At 68.8% G+C, this 15,444-nt stretch carries 16 protein-coding genes; 9 read left to right on the forward strand and 7 right to left on the reverse strand.

All coding sequences use genetic code 11. From position 1 onward, the window contains the following. Positions 1 to 3 precede the first annotated feature (3 nt). A complete protein-coding gene (locus ACIQTX_RS03870; protein ID WP_402969123.1) occupies positions 4 to 660 on the reverse strand; it encodes a TetR/AcrR family transcriptional regulator in 657 nt (218 codons plus the stop codon). Between the two features lie 84 nt (positions 661 to 744). Here ACIQTX_RS03870 and ACIQTX_RS03875 point away from each other — a divergent pair, with 84 nt between their 5' ends. Together ACIQTX_RS03875 and ACIQTX_RS03880 are read left to right on the forward strand one after the other, a co-directional pair. Further along, positions 745 to 2,358: an amidohydrolase gene (locus ACIQTX_RS03875; protein WP_402969126.1), complete on the forward strand. Its 1,614-nt coding sequence runs from the start codon at positions 745 to 747 to the stop codon at positions 2,356 to 2,358. A 59-nt stretch (positions 2,359 to 2,417) separates the two neighbouring features. Beyond that, positions 2,418 to 3,863 carry a Na+/H+ antiporter NhaC family protein gene (locus tag ACIQTX_RS03880; RefSeq protein ID WP_402969129.1) on the forward strand — a complete coding sequence of 482 codons (1,446 nt, stop codon included), beginning with the start codon at positions 2,418 to 2,420 and terminating at the stop codon, positions 3,861 to 3,863. Between the two features lie 25 nt (positions 3,864 to 3,888). Here the strand turns inward: ACIQTX_RS03880 and ACIQTX_RS03885 are convergent, their stop codons facing one another. Further along, positions 3,889 to 4,185 carry a hypothetical protein gene (locus ACIQTX_RS03885; RefSeq protein WP_105527407.1) on the reverse strand — a complete coding sequence of 99 codons (297 nt, stop codon included), beginning with the start codon at positions 4,183 to 4,185 and terminating at the stop codon, positions 3,889 to 3,891. Between the two features lie 19 nt (positions 4,186 to 4,204). Further along, positions 4,205 to 5,473: an Nramp family divalent metal transporter gene (locus ACIQTX_RS03890; RefSeq protein WP_402972947.1), complete on the reverse strand. Its 1,269-nt coding sequence runs from the start codon at positions 5,471 to 5,473 to the stop codon at positions 4,205 to 4,207. A 153-nt stretch (positions 5,474 to 5,626) separates the two neighbouring features. Here ACIQTX_RS03890 and ACIQTX_RS03895 point away from each other — a divergent pair, with 153 nt between their 5' ends. Beyond that, a complete protein-coding gene (locus ACIQTX_RS03895) occupies positions 5,627 to 6,307 on the forward strand; it encodes a TrmH family RNA methyltransferase (RefSeq protein ID WP_402969132.1) in 681 nt (226 codons plus the stop codon). A gap of 70 nt (positions 6,308 to 6,377) precedes the next feature. Next, complete coding sequence (locus ACIQTX_RS03900) at positions 6,378 to 6,845, forward strand: VOC family protein (RefSeq protein WP_036273653.1); 468 nt, start codon at positions 6,378 to 6,380, stop codon at positions 6,843 to 6,845. 30 nt (positions 6,846 to 6,875) lie between these two features. Here ACIQTX_RS03900 and ACIQTX_RS03905 read toward each other — a convergent pair whose 3' ends face one another. Both ACIQTX_RS03905 and ACIQTX_RS03910 read right to left on the reverse strand, forming a co-directional pair. After that, the gene (locus tag ACIQTX_RS03905) at positions 6,876 to 7,187 is read right to left on the reverse strand and encodes a hypothetical protein (RefSeq protein WP_402969135.1); all 312 of its coding nucleotides are present in this window, start codon (positions 7,185 to 7,187) and stop codon (positions 6,876 to 6,878) included. Between the two features lie 145 nt (positions 7,188 to 7,332). Further along, positions 7,333 to 8,655, reverse strand: a complete 1,323-nt coding sequence (locus ACIQTX_RS03910; RefSeq protein WP_402969138.1) for an MATE family efflux transporter — start codon at positions 8,653 to 8,655, stop codon at positions 7,333 to 7,335. 90 nt (positions 8,656 to 8,745) lie between these two features. Here ACIQTX_RS03910 and ACIQTX_RS03915 point away from each other — a divergent pair, with 90 nt between their 5' ends. Next, positions 8,746 to 9,315, forward strand: coding sequence for a DUF1992 domain-containing protein (locus ACIQTX_RS03915; RefSeq protein WP_402969141.1), 570 nt, complete (start codon positions 8,746 to 8,748; stop codon positions 9,313 to 9,315). Between the two features lie 53 nt (positions 9,316 to 9,368). Here the strand turns inward: ACIQTX_RS03915 and ACIQTX_RS03920 are convergent, their stop codons facing one another. Both ACIQTX_RS03920 and ACIQTX_RS03925 read right to left on the reverse strand, forming a co-directional pair. Beyond that, a complete protein-coding gene (locus ACIQTX_RS03920) occupies positions 9,369 to 9,872 on the reverse strand; it encodes a DoxX family membrane protein (protein WP_402969144.1) in 504 nt (167 codons plus the stop codon). After that, positions 9,869 to 10,315 carry a DM13 domain-containing protein gene (locus tag ACIQTX_RS03925; protein ID WP_402969147.1) on the reverse strand — a complete coding sequence of 149 codons (447 nt, stop codon included), beginning with the start codon at positions 10,313 to 10,315 and terminating at the stop codon, positions 9,869 to 9,871. The genes ACIQTX_RS03920 and ACIQTX_RS03925 overlap by 4 nt, the downstream gene beginning before the upstream one ends. Before the next feature lie 167 nt (positions 10,316 to 10,482). On the opposite strand from ACIQTX_RS03925, the gene ACIQTX_RS03930 reads away from it, so the two are divergent. From ACIQTX_RS03930 to ACIQTX_RS03945, 4 genes are all read left to right on the forward strand, one after another. Further along, positions 10,483 to 11,181: a response regulator transcription factor gene (locus tag ACIQTX_RS03930; RefSeq protein ID WP_402969150.1), complete on the forward strand. Its 699-nt coding sequence runs from the start codon at positions 10,483 to 10,485 to the stop codon at positions 11,179 to 11,181. Next, entirely contained in the window at positions 11,178 to 12,350 is a 1,173-nt protein-coding gene (locus ACIQTX_RS03935; RefSeq protein ID WP_402969153.1) for a sensor histidine kinase, read from the forward strand. Before ACIQTX_RS03930 ends, ACIQTX_RS03935 begins: the two co-directional genes overlap by 4 nt. A gap of 47 nt (positions 12,351 to 12,397) precedes the next feature. After that, positions 12,398 to 14,362, forward strand: a complete 1,965-nt coding sequence (locus ACIQTX_RS03940; RefSeq protein ID WP_402969156.1) for a M13 family metallopeptidase — start codon at positions 12,398 to 12,400, stop codon at positions 14,360 to 14,362. A gap of 110 nt (positions 14,363 to 14,472) precedes the next feature. Beyond that, complete coding sequence (locus tag ACIQTX_RS03945) at positions 14,473 to 15,438, forward strand: serine hydrolase (RefSeq protein WP_402969159.1); 966 nt, start codon at positions 14,473 to 14,475, stop codon at positions 15,436 to 15,438. Positions 15,439 to 15,444 lie beyond the last annotated feature (6 nt).

The following is a 15,444-nucleotide window of genomic DNA, read 5'->3' on the forward strand; positions in this document are numbered from 1 at the left end:
AGCCTACGTGGTGCGCTCGCGCGCCCACGAGGTGAGTCCGTGGATGAGCGCTCGTACCCCGATCTCGAACGTGCGGCGGGCAGGGTCCGTGCTGAGGCGCGAACGGGCGGTCTCGGCCTCGGCGAAGGTCGGGAACTGCGGGGCGAGCTCTCCAGGGGCCATGTTGTCCGCGGGAGCGAGGGCGTCGAGGGCGGAGCCGATGATGAACGACTCCAGAGCCACAATGGCGTCGACGATCGTGTCGGTCGGCCAGCCGTCGTCGCTGAGCAGGCGGGCTATCTGCTCGTAGTCGGCGAACGAGCCCTCGTCGGCGTCGATCGGCGACGTCGCGAGGATGACCATGGCTTCTGGTGCGGCGATCGCGGCGTCGCGGTAGCTGTGCGCCCACGTGAGGAGTGCGTCTTCGACGGACATCTCGTGCAGCACGGGGGAGACGAGCGCGCGGCTGACCTGCCCGCGCATCGCCCGGATCACCGCGTCGCGGTTCGCGAAGTGGTGATAGAGCGCCGAGGTGCGAACGCCCAGCGATTCCGCGAGTGCGGTCATCGTGAACTGGCGCGGGGTGCGCTGCGCGCTGAGCGTGAAGGCGGCCTTCAGAATGCGCTCTTCGGTGAGCACCTGCGTCGACGGTCGGCCGACGCTGCGCGGAGATTTCGTCATCGTGCTCGATTCTGCTCAGGCGTCTGGTATTTTATTGAAACTCTTTCAATACCGAACGAGTCAATACCGACGAAGGTACAGCCCATGACCGGTTTCGACGCCGACACCATTGTCACCGGCGCGCACGTGGTGACGATGGACCCGCGCCGCCCGCACGCCACCGCCTTCGCAGTGCGCGAGGGCCGCTTCCTCGCCGTGGGCGACGACTCGCTGGTCCGCGAGCTGCGCGGACCCCGCACGGTCGTGCACGATCTCAGCGGTGCCGCCGTGACGCCAGGGCTCATCGATGCACACCTGCACCCGATCCAGGGGATCGAGCTGACGGCCGGGATCGACCTGGGCGGGCTCACCACGGGAACAGCGCTCCTCGCAGCGCTTCGTACCGAAGCCGATCGCGCGCTCGCCGAAGATGCCGATCCGTGGGTGCGCGGCTGGAACCTCGACTACGACGTGTTCCACGACCTGCCGATGACGGCGGCCGCGATCGAGGATGCGGTGCGCGGGCTCCCGGCGCTGCTGATCGTGTTCGACGGCCACACCGCCCTCGCCAGCCGCGCCGGCCTTGCGCGCGCAGGCATCACCGGAACGCGCGAGTTCGAAGACTCGTCGTGCGTGGTCGTCGATGCCGATGGCCGCCCGACCGGGGAGCTGCGCGAGCTCGGCGCCTACGAGCCCGTACGGCTGAGCGCCCCTGCGTTCACGCGCGACCAGACCCTCGCCGTCGGGCATGAGCTGCTGCGCGGACTGCGTGACTCCGGCCTGACCGGCGGCACGATCATGGACGGCGGCTTCGCCACGCTCGAACTGCTCGATTCCCTGGATCAGGGGCCAGGGCTCCCGGTCCGCATCGTCTCGGCCATCGACCACGAGCCCGGGTTCGGCGATGAGCGGACGGCCGCGAACCTCGCGATGCGCGACCGGCGCGGCGACCGGTGGCGCGGTGGAGTGGTCAAGCTCTATGCCGACGGCGTGGTCGAGACCGGAACCGCCTGGCTGCACGAGCCCGACTCCGCCGGTGAGGGCCTGGAGCCGTTCTGGAAGGATGCCGCGGCGTACGGCCGCACCGTGCGGCGATACGCCGAAGCCGGGTTCCAGGTCGCGACGCACGCGATCGGTGATCGGGCCGTCGGGGAAGTCGTCGACGCCTATCTCGCGGCCGGAGTGCGCAGTGCCTCAGGGGCGCCGCATCGTATCGAGCACCTCGAGACGACCACCGACCGTGATGTCGCGCGCATCGCCGCGGCCGGGATCACCGCCTCGATGCAGCCCCTGCACATGCAGTGGCGCAAGGCCGACGGCTCGGACGACTGGTCGCACCGGCTCGGGCCCGTGCGCGCCGCCCGTGCCTGGCGTGTGCGCGACTACTGGGAGGCCGGAGCGCCCCTCGCCCTCGGATCCGACTGGCCCATCGCGCAGAACGACGCCCGCATCGGCCTCGCGTGGTCGATGCTGCGCCGCCGCCCGGGCGACCCCGACGCCCCCGTGTTCGAGCCCGACCAGGTGCTCACCCCCTACCAGGCGCTGCACGGCTACACCGTGGGCGCCGCCCGAGCCCAGGGTGATGCCGACCTCGGTCGCATCGCTCCCGGGTTCCGGGCCGACTACGCCGTGTGGGCGGAGAACCCGCTGCACGTCTCTCCTGACGACCTCCCCGACCTGCCCGTACAGGCGACGGTCGTCGGCGGGTCCGAGCCCTGACCCCCGGCTCGCCCGCACCCCTCCTTCACACTCGCTCCCTTCACACTGAGGTGACCTCCATGCCTGAATTCGGCGCTCTCGCGCTCCTGCCCATCGTGGTGATCCTGATCGTCGCGGTCGCCACCAGGCGAACCCTCTTCGCCCTGTTCTGCGGCACCGTCGCCGGAGCACTGCTCCTCGGTGGCTGGGGCGGCTTCGACGTCTGGGTCGAGTACACCGGCAAGGCGCTGTCCAACGAGACCGCGCAGTGGCTCCTGCTGATCGTCGCGCTGTTCGGCATCCTGATGATGCTGTTCGAGAAGTCGGGGATCGTCACCGACTTCGCGAACTGGGCCGAACGGTTCGTGACCTCGCGTCGCAAATCGATGGTGTTGACCTTCCTGCTGTCGGTCGTGCTGTTCGTCGACGACTACCTGAACGTGCTCACCACCGGCACCTCGATGAAGCAGGTCACCGACCGCTACCGCGTGCCACGTACGCAGCTCGGCGCGATCATGAAGATGACGGCCGCGCCGATCGCCGTGTTGATTCCCGTCTCGACCTGGGCTCTCTTCTTCTCCGGGCTGTTCGAGGCGCAGGGCGTCACGGTCGGCGGCACCGGCTTCGGCGCCTACCTGCAGGCGATCCCGTTCATCTTCTTCGGCTGGGCGGCCCTGGCGGTCGCGCTCCTGATGAGCATCGGCTGGCTGCCGAAGCTGGGTGTGATCAAGCGTGATGCGATCCGCGCGGAGCGTGACGGCGACGTGTTCCCCCTCGGCACGACCGACGACGAGCGACGAGCTGAGGGTGTGGCGCTCCTCGCCGAGCTGAAGGCCGACGACCCTGACGGTTCCACCGCCCAGCGGGTCGCCACAGCCCTCGCGACCTCGACCGAGACCGACCGCAAACCGCAGCCGTGGGGCTTCCTGATCGCCATGGCCGTGCTCGTCGGCGTCACGATCGCCACGAACGCCAACGTCGTGGCCGGTACCGCTGCGTCGCTCGCCGTGACGATCGTGATCGTGCTCGTGCAGCGTCGGCTCAGCATCCGCGGGGTGCTCGACGCCGCGCTCGAGGGCATCGAGAGCATGCTCTTCGTGATGATCCTCACCGTCCTCGCCTTCATGGTGCAGGAGATGAACATCGCCCTCCAGCTCGCGGAGTTCGTGATCCAGGTCACCGAGCCCGTGCTCACCCCGGCATTGCTCCCGGCGATCGTGTTCGCCGTGTGCGGCATCTACGCGTACGCGACAGGCTCGTTCTGGGACCTCGCCGCGGTGATCACCCCGGTCGTCCTCCCGCTGGCGCTCGCTCTCGGGGCCGACCCGATCCTCGCGGGTGCCGCGGTGTTCTCGGGCGCCGCGCTCGGCAGCACCACCTGCCTGTACGGCGACGGCATCATCCTCGCGTCGAGATCGATCGGCATCAAGCCGATCAACCTGATGCTCGCGATCCTGCCCTATGCGGGCATCGCTGCCGGCGTGTCGTTCGTGCTCTACCTGGTGACGGGATTCGTCACCGCGTAGGCCGGATCCGTTCCGCGATGCGGGGTCAGCCCAGGGTGGTGAGGATGATGAACGCGGCCTGACCTGCGAAGAACAGGACGAGGAATCCGAGGAGGGCGGCGGCCAGCGAGAGCCGGCCGTCGAACCCTTCGATCTCAGTCATCCCGATCTTGCGTGCTCGGAACGCCAGGACGAGGGTGGCGACGCCGAGTGCGAGCTGCACCCAGGGGCTCGCGAGGCCGATGACGTTCGGGAACGCGATCAGCAGGCCGCCGATCACGCCCGTCGCGAAACCGATCCAGGTGAGGATGCGGATGTTGCGGCGGGCGTTCTCAGCAGACATGCATCGAGCCTATCCGGGCTCAGGCTCCCGTCAGCACCAGCCAGAGCAGGGCGCCGTTGAGCGCGATCAACAGCACGGAGGCGAGGATTCCCGCCGCTGTCGTCCACCGTCGGTTGACCCAGGCGCCGAGCGTCCGCCGCTGCGCGGTGAGCACGACCAGGGGAATCAGCGCGAACGGGATGCCGAACGAGAGCACGACCTGGCTGAGGACCAGGGCGAGCGTCGGGTCGAAGCCGATGCCCAGGATCACCAGTGCGGGGATCAGCGTGACCAGTCGGCGCAGGAGCAGCGGGATGCGCACGTGCAGCAGGCCGTGCATGATCTCCGCGCCGGCGTAGGCGCCCACCGAGGTCGAAGCCAGGCCCGAGGCGAGCAGCCCCACGGCGAAGAAGGTCGCCACGACCGGTCCGAGCCCGGCGGCGAGCGCGGCGTGCGCGCCCTCCAGAGAGTCGGTGCCCTCGACGCCGGCGAGGTTCGCGGCAGCGAGAAGCAGGATGCACAGGTTGACGGATCCGGCGATCACCATGGCGATCGAGACATCCCAGCGGGTGGCCGTGAGCAGACGACGGATACGCGAGGTCTCGGTGCGCACGGCCTCGTCGCCGGCGTGAGCGGTCGTGGCGCCGAAGCGGTCACGGGCGAGAGAGGAGTGCGCGTAGATCGCGTGCGGCATGATCGTCGCGCCGAGGATCGACGCGGCCAGCAGGACCGAGCCGGTGTCTTCGAAACGAGGAACCATTCCGCCGATGACCCCTGCCGGGTCCGGCGGTGCGACGAACACGCCCGCGACGAATCCGATGGTGATGATCGCCATCAGCCCGATGATCACGAACTCGAACGGACGGGCGCCGCGGCGGCTCTGCACCGTGAGCAGGATCATCGAGACGGCGCCGGTGATCACGCCTCCCAGCAACAGCGGCACGTCGAACAGCAGGTTCAGGGCTACCGCGCCGCCGATGACCTCGGCCAGGTCGGTGGCCATCGCGACGAGCTCGGCCTGCAGCCAGTAGGCGCGGCGGGCCCAGGGCCGCTTCAGTCGTGCGCCCAGCACCTCGGGGAGGCTCTGCCCGGTGACGACGCCCAGCTTCGCGGAGAGGTACTGGATCAGCCACGCCATCACGTTGCCGGCGAGCACGACCCACACCAGCAGATATCCGTACTGCGCCCCCGCGGTCATGTTGCTGGCGACGTTGCCGGGGTCGAGGTAGGCGACGCCCGCGACGAGTGCGGGACCGAGCAACCACAGGCTGCGCGGGGCGCGGGCGGGGGGAGCGGCGGCAGTCGTCATCGGGAGCGAGGAATTTTTAGGCACACCGAAACCGTAGCGTATTTTTCGGTCTACCTAAATATCCTTTCGAATCGCGTGAATTGCCGCATATGTGGCCGGGATGGGGCCGGTTGCGCGATTCGAACCGGGGTGGCACGGCGATAGCCTGGCGGGATGGATGACGCCGCGCCGCAGAGCACGAACCCCGACGCTCCGGCGGAGCCGGTGAACACGGGTTCGATCGCCCAGCCCGGGTACGGGGTCGGTCCCTGGCCCGGTAGCGAGGAGGAATGGCCGGCCGGTGAGCAGTACGACCCGGAGCTCCTCGCAGCGGGCGACACCCGCAACGTGATCGACCGCTACCGCTACTGGAGGATGGAGGCGATCGTCGCCGACCTCGATACGCAGCGGCATCCGTTCCACGTCGCGATCGAGAACTGGCAGCACGACATGAACATCGGGTCGATCGTGCGCAGCGCCAACGCGTTCCTCGCCGACACCGTGCACATCATCGGTCGCCGGCGCTGGAACAAGCGCGGGGCCATGGTCACCGACCGCTACCAGCACGTCGTGCACCACGAAGACGTCGAGACGTTCGCCGCGTGGGCCGCGGCCGAAGGGCTTCCGATCATCGCGGTCGACAACGTCGACGGCGCAGTGCCCGTCGACAAGGCCGACCTGCCGCAGCGCTGCGTGCTGCTGTTCGGCCAGGAGGGGCCGGGGCTCTCCGCCGAGGCGCTCGCCGCCGCTTCCGCCCATATCGAGATCACGCAGTACGGCTCGACGCGCTCGATCAACGCCAGCGCCGCGGCTGCCGTGATCATGTACGAGTGGTGCCGGAGATACGCGGCCTGAGTTCGCGTCCAGACCCTCTCGACACGCGGTGGCCGCGGGCGTAGCGTGAGTGCCGATCGAGGAGGCCGACATGGCAGGCGTCACACCCATCCGTCCGTATCTCTGGTTCGTCGACAGCGCGCAGGAGGCGATGGACTACTACGTCTCGGTGTTCCCGAACTCGTCGATCGACAGCGTCACCTTCTATCCGGACGAGAATCTCAGCGAGCACTTCGAGGGGATGTCGGGGAAGGTGATCAACGGCGAGTTCACTCTGAACGGCACACCGTTCGGCTGCATCGACGGCGGACCGCCCTTCACCTTCAACGAGGCGATCTCCTTCGTGATCGAGTGCGCCGACCAGACGGAGATCGACCACTACTGGCAGGCGCTGTCGGCCGTGCCGGAGTCCGAGGCGTGCGGCTGGTGCAAGGACCGGTTCGGCGTCAGCTGGCAGGTGATCCCCGCCGGCCTCGACTTGCTGCAGCAGCGACCCGAGCAGATCCAGGCCCTGATGCACATGAAGAAGATCGTGATCGCGGAGCTCGAGAGCGCCTGAACTGGGCGCGGTGCGATCGGTCGGCGCCGGTCAGCCGCGGTCGATGCCGAACAGGTGGTGATAGATGGCGTTGACGTCGCGATCGAGGTGATCGATGCGCCCGTGCAGAGCGCGGATCTCCGTGCGCACGCCGGCGAACTCGCTGCCCGTCTCGGTGCGTACGCTCGCGAACTCGTTCCGGAACTCGGTGCGCACGCTCGCGAACTCGTTCCGCATTTCCGTTCGCACACCATCGAACCCGTTCTGCATCGTGCGCAGGAACATCGTCGAGATCAGCGTGATGGTGCCGAACATGCCCGCGGCGAAGACGCCGATCAGTGTCCACACCTGTGGTTCCGTCATCCCCAACATCCCTTCAGTGTCCCCCGATCATCGTCGAGGGCGCCAGGGGTCGGCGACGTAGTATTCCGCGGAATCCAGGGGAGGTGGAGAACTCGTTCTCGACGGTGCCTGTGGAGGAGCTGCCTGTCGAGGGAGGGCAGCGATGTCAGACCGTGGCAGCGAGCCAGCGCCCGGACCGCACACGCCACCCCAGGGTGCCGAGTCGTGCGAGCAGATAGACGCCGAAGAAGGCGACCGCGAGCCAGACGAGCCCTGCAGTGCCGTCGACCCCCGTCGCGGCGATGATCCACAGGGCGGGCAGGAACGGCACCAGGTTGAGGCCGCCTGCGATCGCGAGGTAGCGGGCGTCGTTCGCGCCCATGAGCACCCCGTCGAGCACGAAGACGACGCCGGCGATCGGCTGGGCGACCGCGAGCACGAGCAGCGCCGGCTGCACGAGCGCCGCGATCTCGGGGTCGCCGGTGAAGACCATGCCCAGCACGCCGGACGACGCGGCGATCAGACCCCCGACGACCACGCCGAACCAGGCTCCCCACGCGACGGTGCGCGCCAGCACGCGGTGCACCTGCTGCTCGTCGCCGGCCCCGAGTTCCTTGCCGATGAGCGCCTGGGCCGCGATCGCGAGCGCGTCGAGGGCGAAGGCGGCCGCGGAGAAGATCGTGAACACGATCTGCCACCCGGCCAACTCCTCGGTGCCGATGCCCGTCGCGATCCCCACCGTCGCGAGCAGTGCGACGCGCAGACTCACGGTGCGCAGGAACAGCCACCCGCCCGAGGTGGCGGTGCTGCGGATCCCGGCGCGCTGCGCGCGCAGCGAGGCGCTGTGGCGGTTGGCGAGGCGACGCACGACCAGAGCGTAGGCGGCGACCATGCCCCACTGTGCGGTCACGGTACCGGCGGCGGAGCCGGCGATGCCCCATCCGAGTCCGTAGATGAACAGCCAGTTGAGCAGGGCATTGGCGCCGAAGCCGAGTCCTGCGATCCACAGCGGCGTCATCGTGTCCTGCATGCCGCGCAGCAGCCCGGTCGCGGCGAACACGATGAGCATCGCCGGCAGGCCCCACATCGAGATGACGAGGTACTCGTTCGCCTGGGCGGCGACGGCATCGCTCGCGCCGAACAACGACACCAGCCACGGGGAGGAGACGGCTCCGACCACGGCGAGCACGGCACCGAGCCCGAGTGCGAGCCACATTCCGTTGACGCCGACCGAGACGGCTTCGCCCGGTTGCCCTGCGCCGAAGCGGCGGGCGACCGCTGGGGTGGTCGAGTAGGCGAGGAAGACCATCAGCCCGACGATCGTCTGCAGCACCGCGCCCGCGATGCCGAGCCCGGCGAGCGGCGTCGTGCCGAGATGACCGACGAGCGCGGCATCCACGATCAGGAACGCAGGTTCGGCGATCAGTGCGCCGAGCGCGGGGACGGCGAGGCGCAGGATCTCTCGATTGAGTGAGGGGCGCGCGCTCATCCTCCGAGCCTATGACCTGGCGCCGACCTCGCCGGCCCGTCTCGACGCCGCCGTAGGGTGGAGGGAACTCGGATGCCAAGGAGGTGCATCATGACGGATCCCCGCGACGCGGCCGCGCGGTATCTCGCGAGCAAGCAGAACAGCGAGAACAGCGAGAGCGGCGAGAACCCCGACGGCGATGAGGAGTCGGGTACGCCGCCAGGGATCGCCGCTGCTGTCGATCGTGCCGCGTTCATCGAGACCGCCATCCAGGTGGCGATCCGCCGGGGCGATTTCGACGACCTGCCAGGTGCCGGCAAGCCCATCGAGGGACTCGGCACCCATCACGATCCGGACTGGTGGATCCGCCGCAAGATCGAGACCGAGAACCTGACCGGTCTCGGACCGCCTGCCATTCTGCTGCGCACCGAGGACCGGGAGCTGAACGATCAGCTCGACCTGCTCGGCCGCGAGTCCGATGTGCGCGATGTCCTCGAAGACTTCAACAGGCGGGTGCGCGAGGCTCGGCGCCAGCTTCAGGGCGGCCCACCCGTCGTCACGTCTCCCCGTGACGTCGACGACGAGGTGGCTGCCTGGGCCGAGCGTCGAGCCGCGCGGCCCAAGCCCGCCCCAGTCGAGCAGCCGCGACGCCGGCGCTTGCGCGCACGGCGCCGCGGCTGACGCGGTTCCAGCCGGGCCCCCACCCGACGGAAACCGTGTCCCCTCCGGCGGGCTCAGCCCGCCGGCCGCTTCAGGCCTCCCACAGGCCCGAAGTCGTCTGTCGTCCGCGCCCGGCGCGCGCGCAGCCATCCATCCACCCCGAACCGCCCGGAGGCGGGAAGGAGGAGTACGACGGCTGAGAGCACGACCATCGCCGGGTACTGGGCGATCAGCTGATCCGCGCTCCAATAGAGCATCAGCGTCCCGATCGACAGGAAGGCGGTGATCCTGGTCAGGAGTCCCGCGACCAGCAGCAGCCCGAGAGCGACCTCGAGAGCGGGCATCACCACACCGAACAGCTCGGGTGCCATCCCCATGAACGACCCGAGCGGCTCGAAGAACCACGGCACCCGAGGGTTCCCCTCCGTGCTCTGCGCCACCAGCTCGATGTCGGCCGCCCCGAATCCGGCCCGGTACTTCAGAATGCCCTCGATCAGCCAGAGCACTCCGACCGCCACCCTGGCCCCGCCGCCGAGCAGCGAGAGGGGCAGGGGGCCTGCGGGTCGCGATCCGGTCATGAGAGCTCTGCTGCTCCGAACACGGCCTTCGCCTTGTCGCAGTGGATCACGACGTGGGTGTACTTCGACGTGTCGACGCCGTCGAGGGTGAAGGTCTGGGTTGCGGTGTCGAACGAGACGGCATCGACGAGCATGCCCGCCGTCACCGCAGCCTCATCCGTGCCGTTCGTGAGGTAGACGTGCAGGTCGGGGCCCTCGTCGGAGGAGAACCCGGACAGGGCGATCTCGTCGTCGGTCACGGTGACGGTGCCGGAGACCTTCTTCTCGTTCAGGCCCATGAACTCACCGGTCTTCTCGGCCATGGTCGTCGTGGCGCCCTCGTCAGCGCTCTGCGACGCCGACGAGGAGGGCTTGGTGTCCTCGGTCGCGGCGGGCGAGCTGCACGCCGACAGGGCGAGGGCGAGGGTGAGGGCCGCGGTGGCGGCGAGAGCGATCTTGCGCATGAGGTTCTCCTGTTCACTGTGTGTGCGTCTGTGTTCCCGGAGCGACGGATGCCGCGGCGGATCGCACTTCGAAGAACGCTACGAAGACACGGGCGGCGGTGGGGAAGACCTTTCAGGAACGTAAGGAACCCGGCCGTGGCGCGGATCGCGCGACTAGTGTCGACCCCATGCAGGAGGCAACCGAAGTCGTCGTGGTCGAAGACGACCCCACCGTCAGGGAAGCAGTGGGGGCCTATCTTCGGGCCAACGGCTACGCGGTGTCGAGCTTCGGCGACGGGGTGTCGGCGCGGACGGCGCTGCGGGACAGCATCCCCGATGTGGTGATCGTCGACCGGATGCTGCCTGGCATCAGCGGCGACGAGCTGTGCCGTGACCTGCGCTCGTATTCCGACGTTCCGATCATGATGCTCACCGCCCTCGGTCAGGTGGAGGACCGCATCGACGGCTTCGAGTTCGGCGTCGACGACTACCTCGCGAAGCCCTTCTCGCTGCGAGAGCTTCTGATGCGCGTGGGGGCACTGGTACGCCGCTCGCAGGTCGTCCAGGCCGCGGTGGGCGAGGTGCGAGCAGGGGTCTTCACGATCGATCCGCTCCGCCGTCGAGTGTGGGTCCGTGGCGACGAGATCATCCTCACCGGTCGCGAGTACGACCTGCTCTTCTTCCTCGTGCGCAACGAGGGGCGTCCGCTCGGACGCGAGGAGATCCTCCGCGAAGCCTGGGGGTGGAGCTTCGGTGAGGCATCGACGGTCACGGTGCATGTGCGCCGGCTGCGGGAGAAGATCGAGGAAGACCCGCGCGATCCGATCCACCTGCGCACCGAGTGGGGTGTCGGGTACCGCTTCTCCACAGAGGGGGACCGCTCATGATCATGCTCGGCGGCGGCGACATCCTGCTGATCGTGCTGACCTGTCTGGTCGCCGCCGTCTGCGTGGCCGCGCTCGTGCTCGGTCTGCTGCGCATGCTCCGACGACGCTCGATCCGGGTACAGCTGATGCTCGTCGCCAGTGCGGGGATCATCACGATGGCGGCCTCGGTCGTCGCGATCGCGGTCGAGATGTACATCTCCACGCACGACCTGACCGTACTCCTCGTCGTGATCGGGGTATCGCTCGTCCTCGGTCTGGCCACGGCCTGGGCGGTGGCCAGGGCCATGCGCTCGTCGTTCGAGCGCTTCTCCGCCTCGCTCGGGCAGGTCGGACGCGGAGACGTGATCGTCGCAGAACACGTCGGCTCCCGCGAGTTGAACGACCTCTCGGTGCAGCTGGCCGATGTGTCGGCGAAGGTGGATGCCGCGAACGCTGAGCTGGAGCGCCTCGACTCGGCGCGACGACGGTTCTTCGCTTGGATCTCGCATGATCTGCGGACTCCGCTCACCGCGGTGCGTGCGCTCGCCGAGTCGATCGAAGAGGGTGCGGCCGATGCTCCGGAGCGGTTCGCCGGCCAGGTGCGAGTGCAGGTCGAGACGATGAGTCGCATGGTCGACGACCTGTTCGAGCTGTCCAAGCTGACCTCGGGGGCCGTCCAGTTGCGGACGCAGCAGGTGGAGCTGCTCGATGTGGTGTCGGATGCCGTCGCCGACGTCGCGGCCGCGGCGGCGAGCCATGAGGTGCGCATCGTCGAGCGGGGGGTCGCCGGACATGTGCTCTGGGCGGACCCGCACCACCTCGGACGGATCATCGTGAATCTGCTGACCAACGCGATCAGGCACGCCCCGCGCGGCACCGAGATCGTCGTCTCGGCCACGGAGCTCGACCGGCACCGGCTCGTGCTGGGCATCCTCGATCACGGCGCCGGTGTCGCCGTGGAAGATCTCGACCGCATGTTCGACGTCGGTTGGCGCGAGGACACCGCCCGCACGGCGACCGTCGAGCGGGACACTGTGGCATCAGGGGCCGGGCTCGGTCTGTCCATCGCCCGCGGTCTCGCGCGCGCCCATGGGGGCGAGGTGTTCGCCGAGCGCACGGACGAGGGCTTCCGCATGAATGTGATGCTCCCGTTCGGCGCGGTTCCCGCCCCGGTTCCCGCCCCGGTGTGACGGCGCTTGTGGACACGATGGGGGAGGCGGGTCATAGGCTGGGGCGCATGACTGACGTTCTTCCCGTTGGCCTCGCCCTTGACGAGTTCAGCTCCGACATCCGCCCCCAGGACGACCTGTATCGCCACGTGAACGGTGCCTGGCTCGCCCGCACCGAGATCCCGGGCGACAAGGCGCGGTGGGGCTCGTTCCACCTGCTCGCCGAGCAGGCCGAGAAAGACGTCCGCGCGATCATCGAAGAGTCGCAGGATGCAGCTGAGGGCACGCTCGCCGGCAAGATCGGCGACCTGTTCGCGAGTTTCATGGACACCGAGCGCATCGACGCCGCAGGTGTCGCCCCGCTGGCCGACACCCTCGCCGAGATCGACGCGATCGACGGCGTACCGGCGTTCCTGCGCACCGTGGGCGCCTACGACCGCGACGGTCGCGCATCCGTGATCGGCCTCTACGTCGACGGAGACCCCGGAGACCCGGAGCGCTACGTTCCGGTGCTCGTGCAGGCCGGCCTGTCGCTGCCGGACGAGAGCTACTTCCGCCTCGACACGTTCGCCGAGACCAGGGCGGCGTACCGTGCGCACCTCGAGCGGCTGCTGGGCCTCGCCGGCGTCGCGGATGCTGCGGCGGAGGCCGACCGTGCGATCGCGCTCGAGACCGACCTCGCGGGCCACCACTGGGACAACGTGCGCAGCCGCGACGCCGTCGCCACCTACAACCTCAAGACCTGGGACGAGCTGCAGGCGCTCGCCGGCGTCGACCTGGCTCCGTGGCGCGAAGCCGTCTCACCGTCGAACCCCGCGGCTTTCGACGAGGTCGTCGTCTCGCAGCCCAGCTTCTTCGAGGGGCTCGGATCGCTGCTGACTCCCGAGCGTCTGGACGACTGGAAGGCGTGGCTGCGGGCCAAGGTCGTGCATGCCGCGGCACCGTACCTGACCGACGACCTCGTGCAGGAGAACTTCTCGTTCTACGGCACAGAGCTCACCGGCGTCCCCACGATGCGTGAGCGCTGGAAGCGCGGCGTCTCGCTCACCGAGGGCGCGCTCGGCGAGGCGATCGGCAAGGTCTACGTCGAGCGGCACTACCCGCCGACGGCGAAGGCCGCGATGGACGAGCTGGTCGCAAACCTCATCGAGGCGTACCGGCAGAGCATCACCGAGCTCGAGTGGATGACCGCCGAGACCCGCGAGCGCGCTCTCGCGAAGCTCGACTCCTTCACGCCGAAGATCGGGCACCCCGAGGTGTGGCGCGACTACTCGAGCCTCGAGATCGATCGGGCCGATCTGTTCGGCAACGTACGTCGCGCGTCGATCTTCGAGCACGACCGCAACGTCGACAAGGTCGGCAAGCCCATCGACCGCACCGAGTGGCACATGCCCCCGCAGATGGTCAACGCCTATTACAACCCGTCGATGAACGAGATCGTGTTCCCCGCAGCGATCCTGCAGTACCCGTTCTTCGATGCCGCACGCGATGCAGCCGCGAACTACGGCGGCATCGGCGCGGTCATCGGCCACGAGATCGGCCACGGCTTCGACGACCAGGGCAGTCGCTACGACGGCGACGGTCGGCTGCAGGACTGGTGGACCGATGCCGACCGTTCGGCGTTCGAGGAGCGCACGAAGGCGCTCATCGCGCAGTACGACGCGCTGGTCCCCGAGGGGCTCGACGCCGAGCATCACGTCAACGGCGCCCTCACGATCGGTGAGAACATCGGAGACCTCGGCGGGCTCGGCATCGCGCTGAAGGCCTATGAGCTCTCGCTCGACGGTGCCGAGGCGCCGGTCATCGACGGATACACGGGTGTGCAGCGGCTGCTGCTGTCGTGGGCGCAGGTGTGGCAGCAGAAGAGCCGCGACGCCGAGACGCTGCGTCTGCTGACGATCGACCCGCACTCGCCGAACGAGTTCCGCTGCAACCAGATCGTGCGCAACATCGACGCCTTCTACGAGGCGTTCGGTGTGAGCGAGACCGACGCCCTCTGGCTGCCTGCGGCGTCGCGAGTGACCATCTGGTGACCAATCGTCTGACTCTGTGAAGCATCCCCCGGCGGTGGGGTTACGATAGCCCTGCCGCTGGGGAGCGTCTCCCCTCGGTATCCCGCACATCCACCCCCCTAAGGATCAGCGTGGGCGCTCTCGAGCCTGGTGAAGGCTTCCGTAACTCCTCGGCCACCGAGTCTCTCAGCGGTGCCCAGGAGGCCCCCGACACGGGTCGTCGCTCGAACCGGACCAGTCGCCGACTTCCACGACGTGCTGCCGCAGGGCGCCGTTCATTCACGGCCACGCTGCGTTCGCTGGAGGCTCTGGTCGATTCCGGTGCGCAGGTCTCGGTGCACGTCGTCGACCTCGACAACCACGTGCATGTGCTGGCCGGCGACGACCACGTCACGATGCCGGTCGCCGGCCTCGGCGTGGTGCCGCTGCTGATCGAGGTCGCCGCCGGCTTCCAGAACGGCACCCTCGATCCATTAGAGATCATCGAGCGCGAGAGCGTCGAGGCCGTGGAGACCTCGGGGCTCTGGCGGCACCTGCACGCCCCGGCGCTTCCGTTGGAAGACCTCGCCGTGCTGGCCGCGACCGCGGGCGACCCCATCGCGGTGAACGCCCTGTTGCAGAAGGTCGGCCACGACCGGGTGCGTGAGCGCATCGAGTCGCTCGGACTGCGCCGCACGGCACTGCTCGACCGCTTCCGCGACCGCCGTGGACCCGACGACGCCCCACAGGTCGCTGTGGGCTCCGCGCGCGAGCTCGCCGGACTCTTCTCCGCCCTGGTGAACTCGCAGGTGGTCGATGCCGCCGTCAGCGCGCAGGTGTCGGAGTGGTTGAGCCTGAATCAGGACCTGAGCCTGGTCGCGGCATCCACTGGCCTTGACCCGTTCGCCCACGATCACGACGCGCACGGCCTGCTCTTCGTGAACAAGACCGGTCGCGACCGCGGTGTGCGTGCCGAGGCCGGTGTGCTGGCGGGGCCACGCGCCGGTGTCGCCTACTCGCTCATCGTCTGCTTCGACGACCTCTCGATCACGCATCGTCTGCGTGCGCACGATGCCTTCCGCGTGCTCGGCGTCGAGCTCATGGAGTACACGCACTGACGAGTG

Origin of the sequence: Microbacterium sp. NPDC090281 (genome assembly GCF_044769635.1) — a bacterium.
Lineage (GTDB): Bacteria > Actinomycetota > Actinomycetes > Actinomycetales > Microbacteriaceae > Microbacterium.

What these genes read in the sequence shown, in the direction of transcription:
- ACIQTX_RS03940 (WP_402969156.1), top strand. Translation starts at nt 12,398, where the DNA reads ATGACTGACGTTCTTCCCGTTGGCCTCGCCCTTGACGAGTTCAGCTCC.
- ACIQTX_RS03915 (WP_402969141.1), top strand. Translation starts at nt 8,746, where the DNA reads ATGACGGATCCCCGCGACGCGGCCGCGCGGTATCTCGCGAGCAAGCAG.
- ACIQTX_RS03910 (WP_402969138.1), bottom strand. Translation starts at nt 8,655, where the DNA reads ATGAGCGCGCGCCCCTCACTCAATCGAGAGATCCTGCGCCTCGCCGTC.
- ACIQTX_RS03895 (WP_402969132.1), top strand. Translation starts at nt 5,627, where the DNA reads ATGGATGACGCCGCGCCGCAGAGCACGAACCCCGACGCTCCGGCGGAG.
- ACIQTX_RS03880 (WP_402969129.1), top strand. Translation starts at nt 2,418, where the DNA reads ATGCCTGAATTCGGCGCTCTCGCGCTCCTGCCCATCGTGGTGATCCTG.
- ACIQTX_RS03875 (WP_402969126.1), top strand. Translation starts at nt 745, where the DNA reads ATGACCGGTTTCGACGCCGACACCATTGTCACCGGCGCGCACGTGGTG.
- ACIQTX_RS03890 (WP_402972947.1), bottom strand. Translation starts at nt 5,473, where the DNA reads ATGACGACTGCCGCCGCTCCCCCCGCCCGCGCCCCGCGCAGCCTGTGG.
- ACIQTX_RS03930 (WP_402969150.1), top strand. Translation starts at nt 10,483, where the DNA reads ATGCAGGAGGCAACCGAAGTCGTCGTGGTCGAAGACGACCCCACCGTC.
- ACIQTX_RS03870 (WP_402969123.1), bottom strand. Translation starts at nt 660, where the DNA reads ATGACGAAATCTCCGCGCAGCGTCGGCCGACCGTCGACGCAGGTGCTC.
- ACIQTX_RS03885 (WP_105527407.1), bottom strand. Translation starts at nt 4,185, where the DNA reads ATGTCTGCTGAGAACGCCCGCCGCAACATCCGCATCCTCACCTGGATC.
- ACIQTX_RS03935 (WP_402969153.1), top strand. Translation starts at nt 11,178, where the DNA reads ATGATCATGCTCGGCGGCGGCGACATCCTGCTGATCGTGCTGACCTGT.
- ACIQTX_RS03900 (WP_036273653.1), top strand. Translation starts at nt 6,378, where the DNA reads ATGGCAGGCGTCACACCCATCCGTCCGTATCTCTGGTTCGTCGACAGC.
- ACIQTX_RS03905 (WP_402969135.1), bottom strand. Translation starts at nt 7,187, where the DNA reads ATGACGGAACCACAGGTGTGGACACTGATCGGCGTCTTCGCCGCGGGC.
- ACIQTX_RS03925 (WP_402969147.1), bottom strand. Translation starts at nt 10,315, where the DNA reads ATGCGCAAGATCGCTCTCGCCGCCACCGCGGCCCTCACCCTCGCCCTC.
- ACIQTX_RS03920 (WP_402969144.1), bottom strand. Translation starts at nt 9,872, where the DNA reads ATGACCGGATCGCGACCCGCAGGCCCCCTGCCCCTCTCGCTGCTCGGC.